The 19,025-nt window shown below is 57.5% G+C and carries 16 protein-coding genes; 8 read left to right on the forward strand and 8 right to left on the reverse strand.

Going from position 1 to position 19,025, the window contains the following annotated elements:
* Positions 1-3 precede the first annotated feature (3 nt).
* Positions 4-480 (reverse strand): hypothetical protein, encoded by a 477-nt coding sequence (locus AC2D8O_RS02540; protein ID WP_484677212.1) that lies wholly within the window; start codon positions 478-480, stop codon positions 4-6.
* A gap of 39 nt (positions 481-519) precedes the next feature.
* Complete coding sequence (locus AC2D8O_RS02545) at positions 520-924, reverse strand: hypothetical protein (protein ID WP_484677213.1); 405 nt, start codon at positions 922-924, stop codon at positions 520-522.
* Positions 925-1,386: 462 nt separating this feature from the next.
* Here AC2D8O_RS02545 and AC2D8O_RS02550 point away from each other — a divergent pair, with 462 nt between their 5' ends.
* From AC2D8O_RS02550 to AC2D8O_RS02575, 6 genes are all read left to right on the forward strand, one after another.
* The gene (locus AC2D8O_RS02550; RefSeq protein ID WP_484677214.1) at positions 1,387-2,571 is read left to right on the forward strand and encodes a T9SS type A sorting domain-containing protein; all 1,185 of its coding nucleotides are present in this window, start codon (positions 1,387-1,389) and stop codon (positions 2,569-2,571) included.
* A gap of 315 nt (positions 2,572-2,886) precedes the next feature.
* Positions 2,887-4,158 carry a hypothetical protein gene (locus tag AC2D8O_RS02555; RefSeq protein WP_484677215.1) on the forward strand — a complete coding sequence of 424 codons (1,272 nt, stop codon included), beginning with the start codon at positions 2,887-2,889 and terminating at the stop codon, positions 4,156-4,158.
* A 463-nt stretch (positions 4,159-4,621) separates the two neighbouring features.
* Positions 4,622-5,683 (forward strand): hypothetical protein, encoded by a 1,062-nt coding sequence (locus AC2D8O_RS02560; protein WP_484677216.1) that lies wholly within the window; start codon positions 4,622-4,624, stop codon positions 5,681-5,683.
* A gap of 107 nt (positions 5,684-5,790) precedes the next feature.
* Positions 5,791-6,966: an acyl-CoA dehydrogenase family protein gene (locus tag AC2D8O_RS02565; RefSeq protein ID WP_484677217.1), complete on the forward strand. Its 1,176-nt coding sequence runs from the start codon at positions 5,791-5,793 to the stop codon at positions 6,964-6,966.
* Between the two features lie 95 nt (positions 6,967-7,061).
* Entirely contained in the window at positions 7,062-8,147 is a 1,086-nt protein-coding gene (locus AC2D8O_RS02570; protein WP_484677218.1) for a glycosyltransferase family 9 protein, read from the forward strand.
* A gap of 117 nt (positions 8,148-8,264) precedes the next feature.
* Entirely contained in the window at positions 8,265-10,397 is a 2,133-nt protein-coding gene (locus tag AC2D8O_RS02575) for a PP2C family protein-serine/threonine phosphatase (RefSeq protein WP_484677219.1), read from the forward strand.
* A gap of 72 nt (positions 10,398-10,469) precedes the next feature.
* Here the strand turns inward: AC2D8O_RS02575 and AC2D8O_RS02580 are convergent, their stop codons facing one another.
* Positions 10,470-10,814: a DMT family protein gene (locus AC2D8O_RS02580; protein WP_484677220.1), complete on the reverse strand. Its 345-nt coding sequence runs from the start codon at positions 10,812-10,814 to the stop codon at positions 10,470-10,472.
* A 131-nt stretch (positions 10,815-10,945) separates the two neighbouring features.
* On the opposite strand from AC2D8O_RS02580, the gene AC2D8O_RS02585 reads away from it, so the two are divergent.
* Positions 10,946-11,377 (forward strand): lipocalin-like domain-containing protein, encoded by a 432-nt coding sequence (locus AC2D8O_RS02585; protein ID WP_484677221.1) that lies wholly within the window; start codon positions 10,946-10,948, stop codon positions 11,375-11,377.
* A complete protein-coding gene (locus tag AC2D8O_RS02590; protein WP_484677222.1) occupies positions 11,377-11,853 on the forward strand; it encodes a lipocalin-like domain-containing protein in 477 nt (158 codons plus the stop codon). Before AC2D8O_RS02585 ends, AC2D8O_RS02590 begins: the two co-directional genes overlap by 1 nt.
* A 1-nt stretch (position 11,854) precedes the next feature.
* Here the strand turns inward: AC2D8O_RS02590 and alr are convergent, their stop codons facing one another.
* The 5 genes from alr to AC2D8O_RS02615 form a co-directional block, all read right to left on the reverse strand.
* Positions 11,855-14,335 carry an alanine racemase gene (gene alr, locus AC2D8O_RS02595; protein ID WP_484677223.1) on the reverse strand — a complete coding sequence of 827 codons (2,481 nt, stop codon included), beginning with the start codon at positions 14,333-14,335 and terminating at the stop codon, positions 11,855-11,857.
* Positions 14,336-14,400: 65 nt separating this feature from the next.
* Positions 14,401-15,465 carry a tetratricopeptide repeat protein gene (locus AC2D8O_RS02600; protein ID WP_484677224.1) on the reverse strand — a complete coding sequence of 355 codons (1,065 nt, stop codon included), beginning with the start codon at positions 15,463-15,465 and terminating at the stop codon, positions 14,401-14,403.
* Between the two features lie 14 nt (positions 15,466-15,479).
* Complete coding sequence (locus tag AC2D8O_RS02605) at positions 15,480-16,577, reverse strand: tetratricopeptide repeat protein (RefSeq protein ID WP_484677225.1); 1,098 nt, start codon at positions 16,575-16,577, stop codon at positions 15,480-15,482.
* Between the two features lie 42 nt (positions 16,578-16,619).
* Entirely contained in the window at positions 16,620-17,633 is a 1,014-nt protein-coding gene (locus tag AC2D8O_RS02610) for a hypothetical protein (RefSeq protein WP_484677226.1), read from the reverse strand.
* Between the two features lie 216 nt (positions 17,634-17,849).
* The gene (locus AC2D8O_RS02615) at positions 17,850-18,797 is read right to left on the reverse strand and encodes a c-type cytochrome (protein ID WP_484677227.1); all 948 of its coding nucleotides are present in this window, start codon (positions 18,795-18,797) and stop codon (positions 17,850-17,852) included.
* Positions 18,798-19,025 lie beyond the last annotated feature (228 nt).

The following is a 19,025-nucleotide window of genomic DNA, read 5'->3' on the forward strand; positions in this document are numbered from 1 at the left end:
GCCTTAGCTGCGGATGTTGCCGTAGCGTTCGAGGAAGGTGTCCTTGATCATCTCGATGTAAAGGACCTCGGTGTCGGTGACGCCATCTACCTCGGAGAGAATCTCGAGCATCTCGATGATGGTGCGGAGATGGTCTTCGACGGCGTTGCCACTGCCGACAAAGAGGTCGAAGGTGAGGAAGCCGGTATCGAGGTGGCCTTTGGGCAGCCAGTCGGTGTACTGGGCATCGGCGAGAATGGCACGGAAGTCGGCCATGACATTCTCAGCTGGGCAGGGCAGGCCGTGGCGGAACTTGTTGACGAGAATCTCGACCTTTCGTTCTTCAGCGGTAGAGATATAGCCGTCGGCCTTGATGAGGCCGATGAAGAAATGGGCGAGTGCGGCAGAAGCCTGCTGCTCGGGTGTAAGCGTCTGGGGTTGCATGAGAGGGGCAGAAGAGAGGTGGGCAGGGGCGCGTGCCAAGGTGTGCAGGGCTGACACGCGATAAGGCAAAGGTAAGTTGCAACCCAACGCGGAAGGTCAGCGCTTGAGTTTGTAGCGTTGGCGGAACTCCTCGCGGAGGGAGTGGATGTACTGCAGCTCGGCATCGGTGACACCGTCTACTTCCATGAGAATCTCGACGAGGTCCATCATGGTATCCATATGGCCGACGAGGGCCATTCCGGATTCGACAAAGAGGTCGAAGCTGCGGAAGGCCTCGTTGAGATGGTCCTCGGGCTTCCACTTGGAATATTTGGGGTCGCGGTATTCGGCTTCGAGGGTTACCATCATGTCGTCGGCGTCGGTGGGAAGGCCACTCTGGAAGCGCCGGATGAGGGTTTCGACCTTGGCTTTTTCACGCGAGGTGATGCCGCCGTCGGTTTTCATGAGGCCGACGAAGAAGTGGGCCAGCGCATTGCTGGCATGTGGGCTGGTAGAGGCCATGGTAGCGGGGGAGGGGCAGTAGAGGTATAACCAAATCTAGTTTTCGGACAGCGAAGAGTCAAACAGGTACTGGGCGTCAACCTCCCAAAGTGAGAGTTCGGGGGGAGGAGGGGTCGACTGAAAGTAGCATTTATTGCGACTGATAGCTACAGCTCCATTTTTCTGAATTGCTATACGAGTGAGACGAATTGTATAGAACAGCTTTTTTCTTTTTGGGAATTTCGGTTGCTACAGCTTGTGAATTCGGACAACCTGGGGCAGCGCAGTCGGGTTGTCTGAAAAGCACAATGAAGGGACGGATTCCTCCTGCCATGTTTGGAATTATTAACCAAAGGAACAGGCAGTCTTATGCGAACATCTTTATTCCAATCAGGTGTCTTTTGTCTTGTGGGGCGCGGGATGGTGCGGCTGTGGGCAGTGTTGATAATGACACAGTTGACGATTTCAGCCTATGGGCAATGCGTGGCCACTTTTACGAATGCTGGTGGCGACGGTCGGTGGGATAATCCGGCGAACTGGACAATTGTACCGAAAGCTGGGGGCAGTGGTTGCAGCAGCGGTTCGATTGGTGCGCTGATGACGGCCATGGCGACACCTGGCAGCGGGAATCAAGGCAACGCGATTGTGATTGCGGCCCCTGTGTTGCCGAATACGGGTCAGCCGATCTATCCTGTATTTGACAACCTGAAGGTAAACGACGGCGCGTCATTGCCCCTACCTCCCGGAGGCATTACGTCCATTCGGGATGGGGGCCGTGTAGAGATAGATGGCGTGCTGGACGTATTGGGGGATTTCCAGATGAACTACAAAGGGCCAACTGATCCGCCCGCCGGCACTCCCAGTGTAGTGGATGTGGGCCCAACAGGTGGCTTCAATGTTGCGGACGACTTTCTGGTAAACAACTACAGCTGCACGGGGGGTACCGTTGTCGTGGATGGGACGTTGGGAATAGGCGGCCAGATAGCAGGCCGGCAGACCTGTCCACCCGGGGACGAGCCGATTTCGGGGCTTGGGAACGTGAACCTGATGGGTGGCTGTAATGATGGAGTTGACAAAAACGCATGTCCGGACCTGTGCATGAATGGTACGTGCCCGGGAGGCAATCTGCCCGTGGGGTTGGTATTGTATACCGCAGAATCAGAAGACGGGCAGGTTCGACTGGCGTGGACCACGGCCAGCGAGCAGAACAACAGCCACTTTGTGGTGAAGCGAATGAATGCCTATGGGCATGTGGAGACAGTGGCGCGGGTAGAAGGCCTTGGCACCACTACACAGGCGGCGACATACGAACTGCTGGATGCAGATGGCAGTGCTGGCCTGATGTATTATGTGCTGGAACAATATGACTATGATGGCACGCGCAGCCTGATGGGGGTACGAGAGGTATTTGTGACGCGGAAGAGTAAACTGATAGTACACCCGAACCCGGTGTCAGGTGGTCAGACGGTTCAGCTTCAGGTGCCGCCGTCTGTGGGCGCAGTGCGTGGCGTTGTGCAACTGATGAGCCTGGAGGGCCATGTGCTGTACCGGGGTGAGGTAACGGGCAGGGCCTTTACGATGCAGGCGCCGCTGGCATCGGGTGTGTACTACATCCGGTTGCAGATGGGGGCGGGGGAGCCTTATACCGGGACGTTGATTGTACAATAAATTCAGGTGCCGGTTATGGAAGCCCAGCAGTTGGTATGCTGGGCTTTTTCATTTGGGCTCACGTTTAGATTTTTTAAGCGAGGAAGTTAATTCGGTTTTCGTACTAATTTGACTGATAAATACAAAATTATGAATCCATTTATTGTATCATCAGGGCATGTGTGTAAAAATGCGAATTCCCATTTTTGTATTTCGTTAAGATATAAAAGTATAAATGAGACGTATTATTAACAGTAATTATGATTGTCTTAAACATACCACATTGGAGTGGTGGGGGTGCCGGAGTTTTGCAGGACAAACAAACAGACGGACGATATGACCCCTCACCTGAAGCGGAAAGTGCTGTTGCTGGTAATGGTTGGTGTGCCAGCGCTATTGAATGCACAGTGTGTTGCCACGTTTACAAATGCATGGGGCGATGGACGCTGGGACAACAACGCCAACTGGACGATTGAGGCGAAGCCTGGCGGCACGGGCTGTCGTTTTGGAACGATAGGAGCGCTCATGGACGAGATGGCACGCAATGGTGCAGGCTATGGCGGCCATGAGGTGGTGATTGATGCACCTGTAGCGAACAACACTGGGCAGCCGTGGTTTCCGGTGTTCGACAACCTGCGGATCACGGCCAATGGCAGTTTTCAGTCAGGCGGAAATTCTGGCACGTTCTTCAGCATCCGCAAGACAGGAACACTGCTGGTGGATGGGACGCTGACAGTGCCAGGCACGCTACAGCTGAATTTTGCCTTCGGCGGCGAGCGTTATTTGCCGGCGTCGTCGCAGATGAAAGTAGAAGCAGGGGCGGTGGTGAATGTAGGAAATGACCTTAATCTGCAGAATGCGACCTGTGAGGACAACATGAAGGTTGTAATCAACGGGACGATGACAGTGGTGGATGACATGTTTGGCAACCAGCAGTGCGCCCCGGCGTTGCGGCCAATAACAGGTACAGGGACCTTTACGCTGGGTGGCGGCTGCAACAGCTGGAACAACGCCGACCGCAACGCGTGCCCCAATTTCTGCGAAAACAATCGTTGCCCGGCTGGTGGCCTGCCCGTAGAGCTGATTTCGTTTACGGCAGAGGCCGAGGCGTCGTATGTGCAGCTGCGGTGGGCTACAGCTACAGAACTGAACAACAGCCATTTCGTGCTGAGCCGCTCTACCAACCAGCAGGCTTTTATGCCGATTGCACGGATAGAGGGTAACGGCACCAGCCAGCAGCTGCACAGCTACAGCTATACAGATGCGGATGTGGAGTCTGGCCTGGTGTATTACCTGCTGGAGCAGTATGACTACGACGGAACGCGAACGCTATTGGGTGTGCGTGAAGTGCTGGTGGGTGTCAAACAGCAGGTGCGGATAACGCCGAATCCAGTGGTGGCAGGTTCCCCCATTCAAGGCACTGTACTTTCGGCGGATGAGACCGAAGGGCGTGTAGAGCTGCTGTCGAGCGTTGGCAGACTGCTGGACAGCACTGTGATTGCGAACAGTACGTTTGTGCTGCGTGGACAGCAGGTACCTGGCGTATACTTTGTGCGGGGTACGATGCGCAGTGGGCGGGTGTATTCGACGACAGTTCTGGTGCAGTAAGAGTAGCTGCAATTGCGATGGAAAGCGCAGCTGAATTTCAGTTGCGCTTTTTCAATTGCGCAGCGTTATCGAAATACATGTTTTTATCAGCCATTATCCTATTGTTTCATTTTATCCTTTTGGGACGGCCGCCTTTTGCAATGGTAAATTTCATCAAAGTTTTAAACAAAAGGGGCTTGCGGCTAAATATTACAAGCGTCAGTTAAAATATAGGTTGGAAATTGGGAAATATTCCAACAGCACACCTATGCGACGCATTTATACCTTTTGTAAAGGTCCCGTTTTGTTATTGGCACTTGCACTGATAACCTTGTTGCCTGTTGGGGCCAATGGGCAGTGTGTTGCGACATTTACAAACGCTGGCGGCAACGGGCGCTGGGACAACAATGCAAACTGGAGCATAGCTCCCAAGTCTGGTGGGAGTGGTTGTAGCTACGGGACAATCAGCGACCTGATGGGGGCAATGGCATTGAATGGAGCGGGCAATCAGGGGAATCTGGTTGTCATTACTGCTCCTGTACTGGATGGAAGTGGGCAGCCCCTGTTCCCGATCTTTGACAATCTGGAGATTCTGCCTGGGGCAAGTTTTGGGGCACCTGGAAATGTGAGTATCCGGCGGGGTGGCTCGCTGGTGGTAAGCGGGGTGCTGAATGTCGGGGGTAATCTGCAGTTGAATCATCAGTTGAATTTGGACCCGGCGCTTGGGACCAATACAACCATGTGGGTGACACCTACTGGAGTGGTAAACGTGACGGGGAACCTGCACCTCAACAACTGGACATGTGCAAGCGGGACATTGGTGGACATAGACGGGATGATAACGGTTGGGTCGGCAGTGTCGGGCAACCAAGGCTGTGCTCCTGGCCAGGAGCCCATCACTGGCGATGGTACTTTTCTGCTGACGGGTGGCTGCAACAGCACAACGGACAAGAATGCATGTGGTGATCTATGTCTGAACGGGGTTTGTCCAGGGGGGACGCTACCAGTGCGACTGACGGCCTTTGAAGCGCGCTGGACAGATGGGAAGGTGGCGGTGCGATGGGCAACGAGCAACGAACTGAACAACAGCCACTACATGGTGAGCAGGACCGCAGGCAGCCATACCGAGGCCATAGCGCGGGTAGAAGGCAAGGGAACCACGGACAACACCACACATTACGAGTGGCTGGACGCCAGTGCACCTGTCGGGCTGGTGTACTATGTGCTGGAGCAGTATGACTACGACGGAACCCGGACACTGCTGGGTGTGCGGGAAGTGGTGGTGCCGGTGAATGGGGGTCAGCAGTTGAGAGTGTGGCCCAGTCCGGCAAGTGTGGGTGGTGTTGTAAGCGGAGAAATCACAGGGGCTGAAGGAGGTGTGGGTGGCACACTGCGGATTGTGTCGAGTGGCGGGGTAGTATGTCATACCGCCATCATTACGGGGGCGGTGTTCACGTTGCAGCCAGCGTTACAGACTGGGCTGTATTACGTGCAGGTTCAGCTGTCGACAGGAGCGCTGCTGGCTGCGCCGCTAGTGGTGCAGTGAAGCCAATTGGATTGATTCGAAATAACGCCGACCCCCTTGCCTAATGAACGTTCGTTTTGCGCAAGGGGGTTATAGGTGTATATTTGTACAGACTCCTCCAACACGTTATGGCTACAATGTCGCACAATGCGCCCGCCGCCTTGAACTTCGAGTTCAGCGAAAGCCAGCAGGCCATTGCAGAAATGGTACGCAAGTTTGCTGCTGAGAACATCCGTCCGTATGTGATGGAGTGGGATGAGGCGCAGCATTTTCCGGTTGATGTAATGCGGAAGATGGGCGAACTGGGGCTTTTGGGTGTATTGGTGCCCGAGGCTTACAGCGGCGCCGGTATGGGCTACTTCGAATATGTAACGGCGCTGGTGGAACTGGGCCGAGTGTGCGGTTCCATTGGGCTGAGTGTGGCTGCCCACAACAGCCTGTGCACGGGGCACATCATGAGCTTTGGCAACGAAGAGCAGAAGCGTAAGTATCTGCCCAAGCTGGCTACTGGCGAGTGGATTGGTGCCTGGGGCCTGACAGAGCCCAACACGGGCAGCGACGCCGGCAACATGAAGACTACCGCCGTGCGTGATGGCGACTACTGGATCATCAACGGCGCGAAGAACTTCATTACCCACGGCAAGAGCGGCAACGTGGCAGTGGTGATGACCCGCACGGGCGAACCCCGTAAGAGCGGCAATTCTACTGCCTTCATCATTGAAGCTGGGACACCGGGCTTCCGTGCAGGCAAAAAGGAGAACAAACTGGGCATGCGTGCCAGCGAAACGGCCGAGCTGATTTTCGACAACGTGCGTGTGCACGACAGCCAGCGCCTGGGCGAAGTAGGCGACGGCTTCCGTCAGGCGATGAAGATTCTGGACGGTGGACGCATCAGTATTGCGGCGCTGAGCATTGGCATTGCCAAGGGTGCGTATGATGCCGCGGTAAAGTATGCCAACGAGCGCGAGCAGTTTGGCCAGAACATCGGCCGCTTCCAGGCGATTGGCAATAAGCTGGCCGACATGGCCTGCCAGATTTCAGCTGCCGAGCTGATGACCTATAAGGCCGCCGACCTAAAGAACCGTGGCGAAAAAGTGACGCTGCAATCGGCCATGGCCAAGATGTATGCCAGCGAAATAGCCGTTAAGTGTGCGGAAGAAGGCGTACAGATTCACGGTGGCTACGGCTATATCAAAGAATACCCCGCTGAGAAATTCTGGCGCGACTCGAAGCTCTGTACCATTGGTGAAGGCACCACGGAGATCCAGAAGCTGGTGATTGCGCGCGAGATCCTCGGAACCTAGTATTGTGTGTTTTTCGTCTGTAAGTTTCGGGAAAGCAACTGCCACCTTCGGGTGGCAGTTTGCATTTGGGGCGGGGGAGTGGCGTATTTTGCGGCATGGCAATCGGATGGGCCAAAGGCCTGGAGCGCACCTTCAAACGGATGGCGATGGGAGTGCTGGCGGCAGTGTCGCGGGCGCAGCCTTCGGCTATCCCTGCCCAGTTGAAGCCGGGGCAGCGTGTGCTGGTGATACGACTGCACCGGCTGGGTGATGCGTTGGTAACGACGGGCCTGCTGGCCGAACTGCACCGGCAGCTGGGGGTGCGCATTACAGTGCTGGCCGAAGACCGAAATGCGTTTCTGTTTCGCGAACTGCCGTTTGTGGAGGAGGTGCTGGTGTATCGGCGCAAGCTGACGGACTTTCTGGCGTTCCGTAAGCTGCGCTACGACGCAGTGGTAGACAGCCACGACAAGCCGAGCAGTACGGTTACGTGGCTGCTGGCGCTGGTACAGTCACCCGTGAAAGTGGGTTTTGCCCGTGCAATAGAGAAAGGGCAGGCGGCCTATACACACACCGTAGCCCGCCCCGACGACCGCGACACCCATGTGATGGACAGACTGCGTCAGTTGGCGATACCATTGGGGATGGACCCTGCCGCGGGCGACTGGAATGTGCAGTTTCCGGTGAAGCCTGAGCAGTCAACTGCCGCGCAGGAATGGCTGGCCCGCTGGCGCATGGTGGGCAGACCGCTGGTGGGGGTGAACCTGTTTGCGGGAGGTGAGGAGCGTTATTGGGGCGACGAGCGGTTCCGACAGGTGCTGCACTGGTTTAGCACTCGCAACTGCGATGTGGTGGTGCTGTGCCCCGCTGAGGCTGAAGCCCGGGCTAGGAGCATTGTGGGGCCTGACTACCCGATATGGGCCCGGCGGCCATTTGGTGAGTATGCGGCGATGATAGCACAGCTGGGTCTGCTGTTTACGCCGGATACGTCGGCGATACACCTGTGCAGTGCCTACGGTGTGCCGGTGTTTGGGCTGTATGTGTGGACCGACCCCGGGCAGAACATCTGGCACAGCTACGCTTCGCCGCATGCGGAAGTGCGCTGGCCGCATCCGGATTTCAGTGAACTGGACTGGGAGGTAGTGGCTCCCGCACTGGCTTCTTTCGTCCAAACTTTACCTGTTTCCGCGCTAAAAAGCTGAAAAAGAGTTACAGGTGGTAACAAAACGGTCAGGAAATATGGGGTGTCTACCCATTAACGAGTATTAACAAAAAGGCCACGTGTATCTTGGTGCACCCTGATACTCTTCTCCGGCCTGATGAGACGTTTTTACCTGCTGTTGGCATTACTGCCACTTACTGTGTGGGCCCAGGTGCAGCCCCAAGCAACCACCGACCGTCAACAACTGACCAACGCCCTGGGGGTGCTGGAAGAGATTGGCGCGGAAGTACCTGTGGGGCAACTGTCGTCGGCAACCTTCATGGCCACTACCCTGGATGCCACAAGTGGTGTCTTGAAGCTGAACAATGCATATAGCAGCTGGATTCGCGTGCCCGCAGAGGTGCCAGTGGGTGGCGACTACGTGCTGATAGTAGCGGGCAGCGACCATGCCGACTTCCGCGCCTATGTAGCGGACAGCACGGGTCAGCTGCGGTTTCTGGCGCGTGATAAACACCTGCCCTATTACGCAGAGGCCAGTACCCGTCCGGTTGTACTGACGGGGGGCAAGCATGTTTTTTACGTGCACGCCCGCGCTACGGAACTGCGCTTCTATGTGCAGCCGCTGGAGAGTTATTACCGCGACCATCAGCGTGAGGAAGCACCGAACCAGGCATTCATGCTGCTGTTTTTCGGTATGTGTATCATCATGCTGCTGTACAACGCAGCGCTGTATTTTACCCTGCACGATCGTCAGTATCTGGTGTATCTGGCCTATCTGGTGCTGCTGACATGTTTCTTTCTGCTGGGCTCGAACCTGTACCAGGACTGGATTGCCGAGCTTGTGCCGTTCTACCAGGCCAATCTTGCCAATCTGTTTATCGCTGGCGCTTTTGTAGCTATTCTTACGTTCATGCGAGCCTATGTTCGCACACCACAGGATCATCCACGGGTAGATGCGCTGATGCGGGTGGGGTATCTGCTGAACGCACTGACGTTTACGATGAACCTGGCGGCGATTCTGGGCTTTGTTCTGCCGCGCCCAATGTATGTGACTATCCAGCAGGGGACTTCGCTGTATGTACTGATAGTTGGGGTAAGTGCCATTCTAGTTAGCCTTTTCAGTGGTTACAAGCCGGCGCGCATGCTGCTGATGGCGTTCATTCCGGTTGTGCTGGGGGGGTTTATCTACGTGCTGAAGAATCTGGGTGTACTGCCCGAGACGCCTTTTACCTCGAACGCGGTGTACTTTGGGTCGGCACTGGAAGCGGCACTGCTGTCGATTGCGCTGGGCGACCGAATCAACCTGATCAAGGCCGAGCGTGCCAAAGCCATTGAGGAAAACCAGCGCATCATAGCCGAGCAAAACAAGATGCTGGAGCTGAAGGTGGCCGAGCGTACCCGCGAGATACAGGAGCAGAACCATGCGCTGGAAGCCATGAACGAAGAGATTCTGCAGCAGCGGGATGAGATACAGGCCATCAACGACAACCTGATGGAGGCCAACACGACCATCAAGGAGAAGAACCAGGAGATTACAGACAGTATCCGGTATGCGCAGCGCATTCAACAGGCGCTGCTGCCACGGCCACAACAGTTGCAGGAAGTGCTGGGGGATGTGTGTCTGTTCTTCCGGCCCAAGGACATCCTCTCCGGCGACTTCTACTGGACAGCCCAGGTTGGCAACAAGACGGTAGTAGCTGCGGTAGACTGCACGGGCCACGGCGTGCCAGGCGCGTTTGTGTCGCTTACGGGCTACCACCTGCTGAACCAGATTGTACGGGAGTACGGCGAGTCGGAGCCGGACCAGATACTGCGGGAACTGGACCTGGCGGTGCGTCGCACGCTGGATCAGGACAACGGCACCAGCAGTACGGCTGCCCAGGACGGCATGGACATTTCGCTGGTGGTGATAGATCGAGACAACCGGACGCTGCGTATTGCCAGCGCCAACCGCCCGGCGCTGTTATACCGAGGTAACGAACGTGTAGACATCACGGGCGATAAACTGCCCGTGGGTGGCCGCGCGGCGGAAATCAAACAGTACACAGTGCAGGAGTTTCAGTACCAGCCCGGCGACCGGCTGTTCCTCTTCTCCGATGGCTTTACGGACCAGTTTGACGCCGAGAACCGCCGCAAGTTTACCCTGAACCGCTTCCGCGACCTGTTGAATGCGAATGCCCAGCTCCCAATGCCTGCACTGGCACATCAGCTGGGCCAGGAGCATGACACCTGGCGCGGCCCTACTGACCAGACCGATGACATACTGGTGCTGGGCCTGACACTAAACTGATTACTAACTGAACGACCCCTCTGAGAGCTGGCTGCATCAGCTGCGAAAGCCCCCGCAAGGGGGCTTTCTGCATTACCACTTCTTGAAGACGACGTAGACGGCCAGAATGATGAGGCCGAAACCGAGGACGTGGTTCCAGCGCAGGGGTTCGCGGAGGTATAGCACCGCGAAGACGACAAAGATGCTGAGGGTGATGACTTCCTGGATGGTCTTGAGTTCGAAGGCATTGAACACGCGTGCGCCAATGCGGTTGGCAGGTATCATGAGGACGTACTCAAAGAGGGCAATGAACCATGATATGAGAATGATTTTCCAGAGGGGGGTGGTCTGGCTGCCCTTGAGGTGCCAATACCAGGCGAAGGTCATGAAGGTGTTGGACAGGCACAGCAGCAAGAGGGTGATGGCAGTGGGCGACATGGATATGGGTATATAGTGGTCGCAAAGTGACGGTATACTACCTGCGATTAAGTCAAGCGCTTTATCTTGTGCAAACTTACTCTGACAAAAGAAACTACATGAAACTACGGATGCTGACCCAGACTGGGAGTATGGTTCTAGTGCTGTCGCTTGCTTTCCTGGCTGGCTGTGGCCCAAGCAATGAAGACACCGTGCGGGATTTTACCCGGCAACTGTTGACCAACAACTCCAGCAAGATGTGGTTTCTGGACTCGCTGCAACGCGGTACCGGCAGCTATTCGTTCGCCCCTGACTGCGACCGTGACGACCGGTATACCTTCAATGCCTCTGGCGCCTTCACATTTGAAGAAAACACGGCCTGTGGTGGCCCATCGCCCGAGCCGAAGTCGAGTGGGACGTTTGAGCTGCTGAACAGCGGCACAGACCTGAAGCTGAACTACACCAGTGGCGGCAGCGGTGCGTCGAAGACGATGAAGATTGTGCTGATGCAGAGCAACCGCATGGTTACCCAGATGGAAGAAGGCGGCGTGCTGGTGAACCGGATTTACAAGGTGACCTTCTGATGTGGCAGTTTAAGGACTGGCAGTGCAAGGGACCATTGGGCATGCTGTTGGTGCTGCTGCTATTGGCTGCGGGGTGTGGCAAACAACCCGCGGAGGAGGCCGGCGAAGTGCTGTACAGGCGTCTTTTGACAAACGACAACAGCAAAGCCTGGCGCTACACCAGCTTCACCTACCGTGGCTCAATGGCTGGATCTGAGCCGGCGATACCCTGCGACAGTGACAATGTGTATGTTTTCCGGGCAAACGGTACGTTCACTTTTTACGAGAACACAAGCTGTGATGGGCTGCGCGACGGGCTGGTAGAAGAGGGCACTTTTGAGCTGATCAATTACTACGAAGTTCTTCTGCTGAAGATACCCAGCGGCGGCACTGTGACCGAACGCCAACTGAACCTTCTGAGCCTGACCAATGACCGTTTTACGCTGATTGAGGTAAAGGATGACCGGCTGTACTCCCGTTTCTATTATCCGGAATAGCCTACTCCTTTACGTACACACGCCGTACACGCGGTGCAATGCCCGCCAGGATTTCGTAGGCAATGGTGCCCGCAGCAGCGCCCAACGCCTGGACGCTCTGGTATGCCGAACCCTGTTGGCCGAAGATGACGACCTCATCGCCTTCCCGTGCATCGGGAATGTCGGTGAGGTCTACCATCATGAGGTCCATGCAGATGCGGCCGACGATGGGCGCCAATTGGCCGCGCACGAGTACGCTGAGTCGCCGGTTGCCCAGGGCCCGGTGCAGGCCGTCGGCGTAGCCCAGGGGCAGGGTGCCGATGCGGCTGTCGCGGGAAAGAACCTCGGTGCGGTTATAGCTGACTGTAGTGCCGGCGGCGTAGTGGTGAATCTGCGCGATGGCGGTATGCAAGCTGCCGATTTCCTGTAAGCCTAAGGTGTTGGTGTCGGTAGGGGCTACGCCGTAGAGGCCGATACCAAGGCGCACCATGTCGAACGCGTGCTGGGGGTGGCGCAGGATGCCGCCTGTGTTGAGGGCATGGGCCAGGGCGTGTGGGTAGCGCGTTTTCAGTTCGGCCACCAGTGGGGCAAAGGTGTTGATCTGCTGCTGGGTGAAAGCGTCGGCGGAGGGGTCTTCGCTGGCGGCGAGGTGGGTGAAAATACCCGCGATGGGCACAGCGGGGTGCTCGGCCAGCCAGCGCATCAGCTGGGGCATTTCGGCAGGGGTGAAGCCCAGCCGCGCCATGCCGGTATCGAATTCCAGGTGCAGGCCCCGTACGGTGCGGCCTTTGGCGGCTTCGGCTGCTGCCAGCTGGCCCCACTGTTCCAGCAGGGCAAAGGACCAGATGGCTGGGGCGAGGTCGTAGGCGATGAGCTGGTCGAGATGGGCGGGGTCTGGGCCCATGACGAGGATGGGGCCACGGATGCCACGGCGGCGGAGTTCGATGCCCTCTATTGGCTGGGCCACGGCATAGCCTTCCACGCCGAGCCGTTCCAGCTCCTGGGCAATCTGCCAGCTGCCGCCGCCATAGGCAGCGGCCTTCAGCATCACCAGCACGCGGGTGCCACGGGGCAGCCAGTTGCGGATGGTGAGGTAGTTGTGCCGCAGGGCGTTGAGGTTGATCTTGAAATAGGAAGCACCGGGGTGGTGGGTGAGCAGGGGAATGATCTGCTCGAGGTGGAAACGGCGGGCGCCCTTGAGCAGGACGGTGGCTTCGCGGTAGCGGGCGTAGTCGAAGGCGGCGAGGAGCGCGGCGGTATCGGCATAGGCGCGGACACCGGGCTGGGCCAGCTGCTGGTAGCGTGGGCCTACGGTTTCGATGGCGTCGGCGCCGAAGCGTTCGATGGCGAGGTTGAGGAGCGCCTGCTGAATGGCGGTGGCGGCGCTGCCCTGGTGTTCGAGGTCGGAGAGGATGACGCGGCGGCGGGGGTGCATGGCCTGTCCGGCAAGCAGGGAGAAGGCGGCGCGGACGCTCTCGGCGTCGGCGTTGTAGGCGTCGTTGAGTACGGTGACCTCGGGGTTGTCGGTGACCATCTCCAGGCGCATGGAGACGGGCTGGAGCAGGGTGGCGGCGGTGGCGAGGTCGGTGTGGGCGATGCCCAGGGTATCGGCTACGGCCAGAACGAGGGCCAGGTTTTCGCGGGCGGCCTCGCCGGGCTGGGGCACGGGTACGTGGAGGGTGGCCTCGCCCAGCGACAGCAGCATGCGGTAGGGCTCGGCGGGTACCTCGGCGTAGCGTACGGGCGCAATGGGATACGTATCGGCGCTGGCGACGAGACGGGCATTGAGGCGGCTGTAGCGCAGGGCCTCGCGCACGGTGGCATCGGAACCGCAGGCTACCACGGTGTGGCAGGTGGCGAAGAGTTGGATCTTTTCGGCCAGCTTCTCCTCAAAGCTGCTGAAGCCCTCGGCGTGGGCGTCGCCCATGTGGGTGAGCACTCCCAGCGTGGGGCGGATGAGCTGGGCGAGTCGGGCCATTTCGCCGCGCTGGCTGATGCCGGCTTCCAGCAGGGCTATGGTGTGGTGGGCGCGCAGGCCCAGCAGTGCCAGCGCCACGCCCAACTGGCTGTTGTAGCTGCCGGGGCTTTTGTAGACTTCGTGGTGTGGCTCCAGCACGGTGGCCAGCCATTCCTTGACGGTGGTTTTGCCGTTGCTGCCGGTGATGCCGATGACAGGGCCGGTGAACTGGTTGCGGTGGTGGGCTGCCAGCAGCTGGAGGGCGGCGAGTACGTCATCACTGTGGAGTACGGCAGCATCGGGTGGGAGGCTGACGGGCTGCGACACCCAGAAGCAGCGCACGCCGCGCTGGTAGGCGTCGAGGACGAAGGCATGGCCGTCGCGGAGTTCGCCGCGGAGGGCGAGGAAGACGCTATCGTGGGGCTGGGCCAGCAGACGGGTGTCGTACACGTAGTGCAGGAGGGGCGCCGCAGCGGCGGGGCTGTCCTGTACGAGCGTGGCGCCCAGCAGGGGCGCGAGGCTGCGCAGCGAGTAGGTCTCGGTCATAGGGGGCGTGTGCCCCGAAAGTTAGGGGAAAAGGGGGCTATCGCTCATCCCATTCTCAGCCAGTATTAGTCTTGGGAGATGGGAAAGTAAGTGCCGACAAGGGTCAGGTATTCCTGTAGCTCTTTGGGATGTTCGCGCAGGTACTTTGCGGAGAAGTTGCAGTTGCTTTGCAGTGTCCAGTGGGCCAGTAGAGGCGTCAGGTTACGCTGCTCAACTTCCTCGATGAACTGAAACTGATGATCGAGTATGGGGCTGACAATACTGGTGGGCCCTGTGCGAAGTTTCTCAACCATTTTGGGTAGAGCCATGAGGGCACGGTAGAGCGGATACCAGTCTTCCCGTTCTGTCATGTCCACGGTGTCTTTAACTGCAAGTGATTTGTATGCCTCCTGCCAGGCGGCGATTTCTCCTGCCGGCAGTGGAGGGTTGCTCTCGACCGAATACGTAAAGTCCGGGTCGGATGAACGTAAGAGGCCGATATAGTCGTGAATTTGGCCAAGCGTACCCGTCGCACGTTCTCCTGTTCCTTCCAGTGCATAGAAGCAGGCGAAATTGAGTAACCCCAATGCCTTGTGGTCGTTCTTCATCAGGTAGGTGCCGAGAGAACGATAGCTACTGGTGTGCGACTTATTGCGCTTCAGCCCTTCGAAAATCTTGTCACAGCCCTCCTGAAGCTGATTGAGGCTGAGGCAGGTGACGCCATAGTTGAAGTAGAGCATCTGGCTTTCAGGGAAGTAGCGCAACCCTTGCTGATAGACCTTGATACTTTCGGCTCCGTGGCCCTCCTCATCCAATATGTTGCCCATCAAAACCCAAGGCGCTTCAGCATTTGTCGGCGTTTGGGTTACCAGATAATGCAGGATTTTATAGGCTTGGTCGGGTTTATCCTGTCTGTAAAGCGCTCGTGCTTTCTGATACAGGATTCTAGGCTCATTTGGCGCAATAGCCAATGCCCTGTCAATTAGGGCCAATGCTTTTTTCAGTTGCCCTTGACGCAGGTTCACCAGAATTTCATCCTCCAGCTGATCCAGTTTTAGTTCTATGGTATTTGAGTCTGGCATTTGTTGTTGGGCGTTCATAGAAGTATTCAGGAGCAGCAGCACCGATAAGCAGTAGAGGAGATATCGCATGAAAACAGGAGACCTCACCGCTGGGGGCGGGGGAAGTATTGCTTGACGAGCTCCATGAGGGCGGTGCGCTCGGTGCGGTGCTCGCGGATGTAGGTGCCGGCTTCGGCGGAGCGACCCACCAGCAGCCAATAGGCCAGCACTTCGTTCAGTTTGGCTTTGTTCACGGCCTCTAGAAATGCCAGCTGGCGCTTGAGCACGGGGTTTTCTTTGGCGAGTCGGCTTTTGCCGAGCGTTTCGTTGAGTGTGTGGAGATTGCTGAAAGCCCGGAAGACCTTGAGGTCGTTCTGGAGGTTTTTCTCGGCATCGGTTTCAGCAGGCGGCGCTGCAACGAGCGGGAAGATGCCCCACGCTGTTCTTTCTTCCTCCGGTATGCTGCTGTCGGTATTTAGGCGGATGTCTATTGTGCCGGGCCTGGAGCTGCTGACAATCTGGTCGAAGGTTTCTTTGAGCACATCGTGCACACCGTTGGCGCGCTGGCCTGTGGGCTCCAGCAGGAGGAAGGAAGCGTAGTTGAGCAGGCCTAGGGCGTTGCGCTGCTGCTCGAAGTAGTTGAAGCCGAGCGTGCGGTAGGAACCTGGGTGGGCGGGGTTGATAGCCAGCACCTTGTTGATACAGGCATAGCCCTCTTTGTATTCCTTTTTGTTGAAATGGGGAATGGCGAGGTTGAAGTGGAGCATCATGTCCATAGGGAAATGGACGAGTCCGTCGTTGTAGGCCTTGATGCTCTCGTCGTAGCGCTTCATCTCGTCGAGGACGGTGCCGAGGAGAATCCAGTACTGGGGGTCGTCGGTGGGGTGCTGTACGGTGAGCTTCTGGAGAATGGGCAGCGCCTCTCTATTTTCGTCCATCGCATTGAGACTGAGGGCGATTTCGTACTCGGCGGCGTGATAGGCGGGGTCAAGCTTGAGGGCCTCGCGGTACTTGGCGATGGCTTCCTTGTAGGAGCCCTGATCGTGGAGGTTGATACCTTCGTTTACCAGCGCAGAGGCGGTAACGGGCTGTTCGGTGGCTGGGGCGTCGTCGCCGAGCTGAGCGGCGGCTGTGACAGGCAGTAGCAGAGCGAAAGAAAGGACGGCCGCCCATCGGCTGGCGGAGTTCAGCAGTAGGTTCATGCCTATAAATCTAGGCAAGGAACCCAGAAATGGCTATGGGCGTCAGAAAACTTTCTGGACGGAGTCGAGGTAGCGGCGGAGGACCGGGTTGTTGGGTCGGAGGCCGAAGATGGCGACGGTGGCGGCTTCGTTCTGCTCGAGGGCGTTGAGGTCCCAATCGTGCTGGTAGTCGAGCAGAAGGTTGATGGACCAGGGCAGGGCCGGATTGGCACTGAGGGCGGGCCAGTTCCAGCGGCCAGCGAAGCGGCTGATGAGGGTGGAGGACCAGGGCAGCGACTGGTTGGCGCTGAGGCGGGCCCAGTCGATGAGGTGCTGAAAGGGGACGATGAGTTCCTGTGTCCAGTTGACACTGGGATTGGCGCTGAGCATGAGCCAGCTGAGCTGGTAGGCGTAGCGGCTGATGAGGGCGTGGTCCCAGAGGATGCCAGTGTTGGCACTGAGGCTCTTCCAGTCCCAGCGGTCGAAGTAGGTGTCAATGAGGTTGACCGACCAGGGGAGGGCGGGGTTTTCGGCGAGACGGGCGAAATCCCAACGGTCTTCGTAGCGGGCGATGAGCTCGGCGCTCCAGGGGAGTGCGCGGTTCATGGAGAGTGCGGCGAAGTCCCAGCGGTCGGCGTACTTGTGGATTGCCTCCTCGGTCCAGTTGCAGGACTCGTTGCGGGCGAGGAAGGAGAAGTTGATGCGCTGGGGGTATCGGTCGATGAGCCGGCAGCTCCAGGGCAGCTTGCGGTTGGCAGAGATCCAGGTCCAGTCCCAGCGGTCGGCATAGCGTTCGAGGAGCTCTTCAGACCAGGGGAGGGCATCGTTGCCGGAGAGCCAGGCCCAGTCCCAGAGGTGCTCGTAGCGCAGGAGGAGCTCCTCAGACCAGGGGAGCGCGCGGTTCTGGGAGAGACGTGGCCAGCACCAGCGGTCGCGCATGGTCTCGATCATTTCGGGTGTCCAGGGCAAACGCGGGTTGCTGCTGAGATGCTCCCAGTTGAGTTCGTCGGCCAGACGGACGAGGTGTTCAAGGTCTATGGGGAGCGACTTGGACGCGAGATTGATGAACGCAGGCATACAGAATGGTGCGTGTCACACACCTGAAAGCACAAATACGACTGCCCCAATAACGTGGGCGAAGGAAAAAGCGTATAGTTCTGAACAGGTGCAGGTTGCTTTTTAACAGAGGTGTTCTGAACGGGCCTGTAAAAAGAAAAACCCGCCGGTGAGGGCGGGTTTGCTTCCACATGGTTGGATAGTTCAGGTTCGGTCGATCGGTTCAGCAACCACGGGTTATTCTGCCGGATGTGCAGGTACTGTGAGCAGATACCTGTACATGGCGATTATATCTGTAGAGTCCATTTCGATGAAGGGACGCATGGGCAGTGACAGGGCGGTTCCGCGCCGGGTTTTGCCATACTTTACGGAGGTAATGAACTGTTCCTGCGTCCATTGGCGGATGCCGTCGGCTTCGCCGTTGATCTTAGGTGGGGCAGGGCTGTTGCCTCCAGGCATCGGGAAAGGTTGGCCGCCCATCATGTAGCCTGGGGTTTCCTCAGGGTCAAAGAGGTTGATTTTGGTGAGGTCGGGGCTGTGGCAGGCGAAACAATCGTGCATACCGGTAACGAGGTAGCGGCCATAAGCGATGGTGTCGGTTTTGGCTGGGCGCTGGAGCGGCAATCCAGGCTGGAGGTCGCGTGCTGCGAGTGGGCCATGTGCCAACCCCTTGAAGAGCAGTGAATATTCGGTCGGCTGGCTGGGGACATCCTGTGCTTGTACCACGGGATCGCTGGAGCGGAGAAATGCGATGATGGCGAGCAAATCTTCGTCGGCCATGTTGGGCACAATGGGCATGATGACAGCATGGCGACCATCAGGACGGACACCGGTGCGCAGGAAGACATACAGCTGCTCGTTGGTCCAGCTGCCGATGCCCTGCTGTGTGTGCTGGGTAATATTGGCTGAATAGATGGTGCCCATTTCAGCGGGAAACTCGGGCATGAGACGACCGGTTAGTGAGGTACCCTGGCCGTTTATGTGACAGTCCTGGCAGCGCATGGCCACCAGCTTTCGGCCCCAGCTGACCTGATCGGGCGTGAAAGTGGTGGGAATGGCATACGGAGACTTTGCCTGAGTGTAGGTAGGCACGCCCTTCACCTGGACTACTGCCACAAGGAGCAATGCCAAGCCGAGCAGTATGCCTCCGGTAGTCGCAAGCACTTTCCAGAGCTTCCGTTTCATGTTTGAGTGTGAGAGCGTGTTGGTTCAGTAGTTCACAGAGTGGGACAAACTTAGGTAAAAATCGGTACAATGTAAAATTATGCCTAAGTGTTTACACTTATTATGAACTATTGACATTCGTTTACAGAAAGCGGTAAGTCTGATTATGGCTTAGATTGAGGCATGGTGAAGCGATTTTTACTTTTGAGCGCGATTCTGGTTGGCCTACATCAATTGGGGTATGGGCAG

It is taken from the genome of Pontibacter sp. T17 (assembly GCF_057219875.1).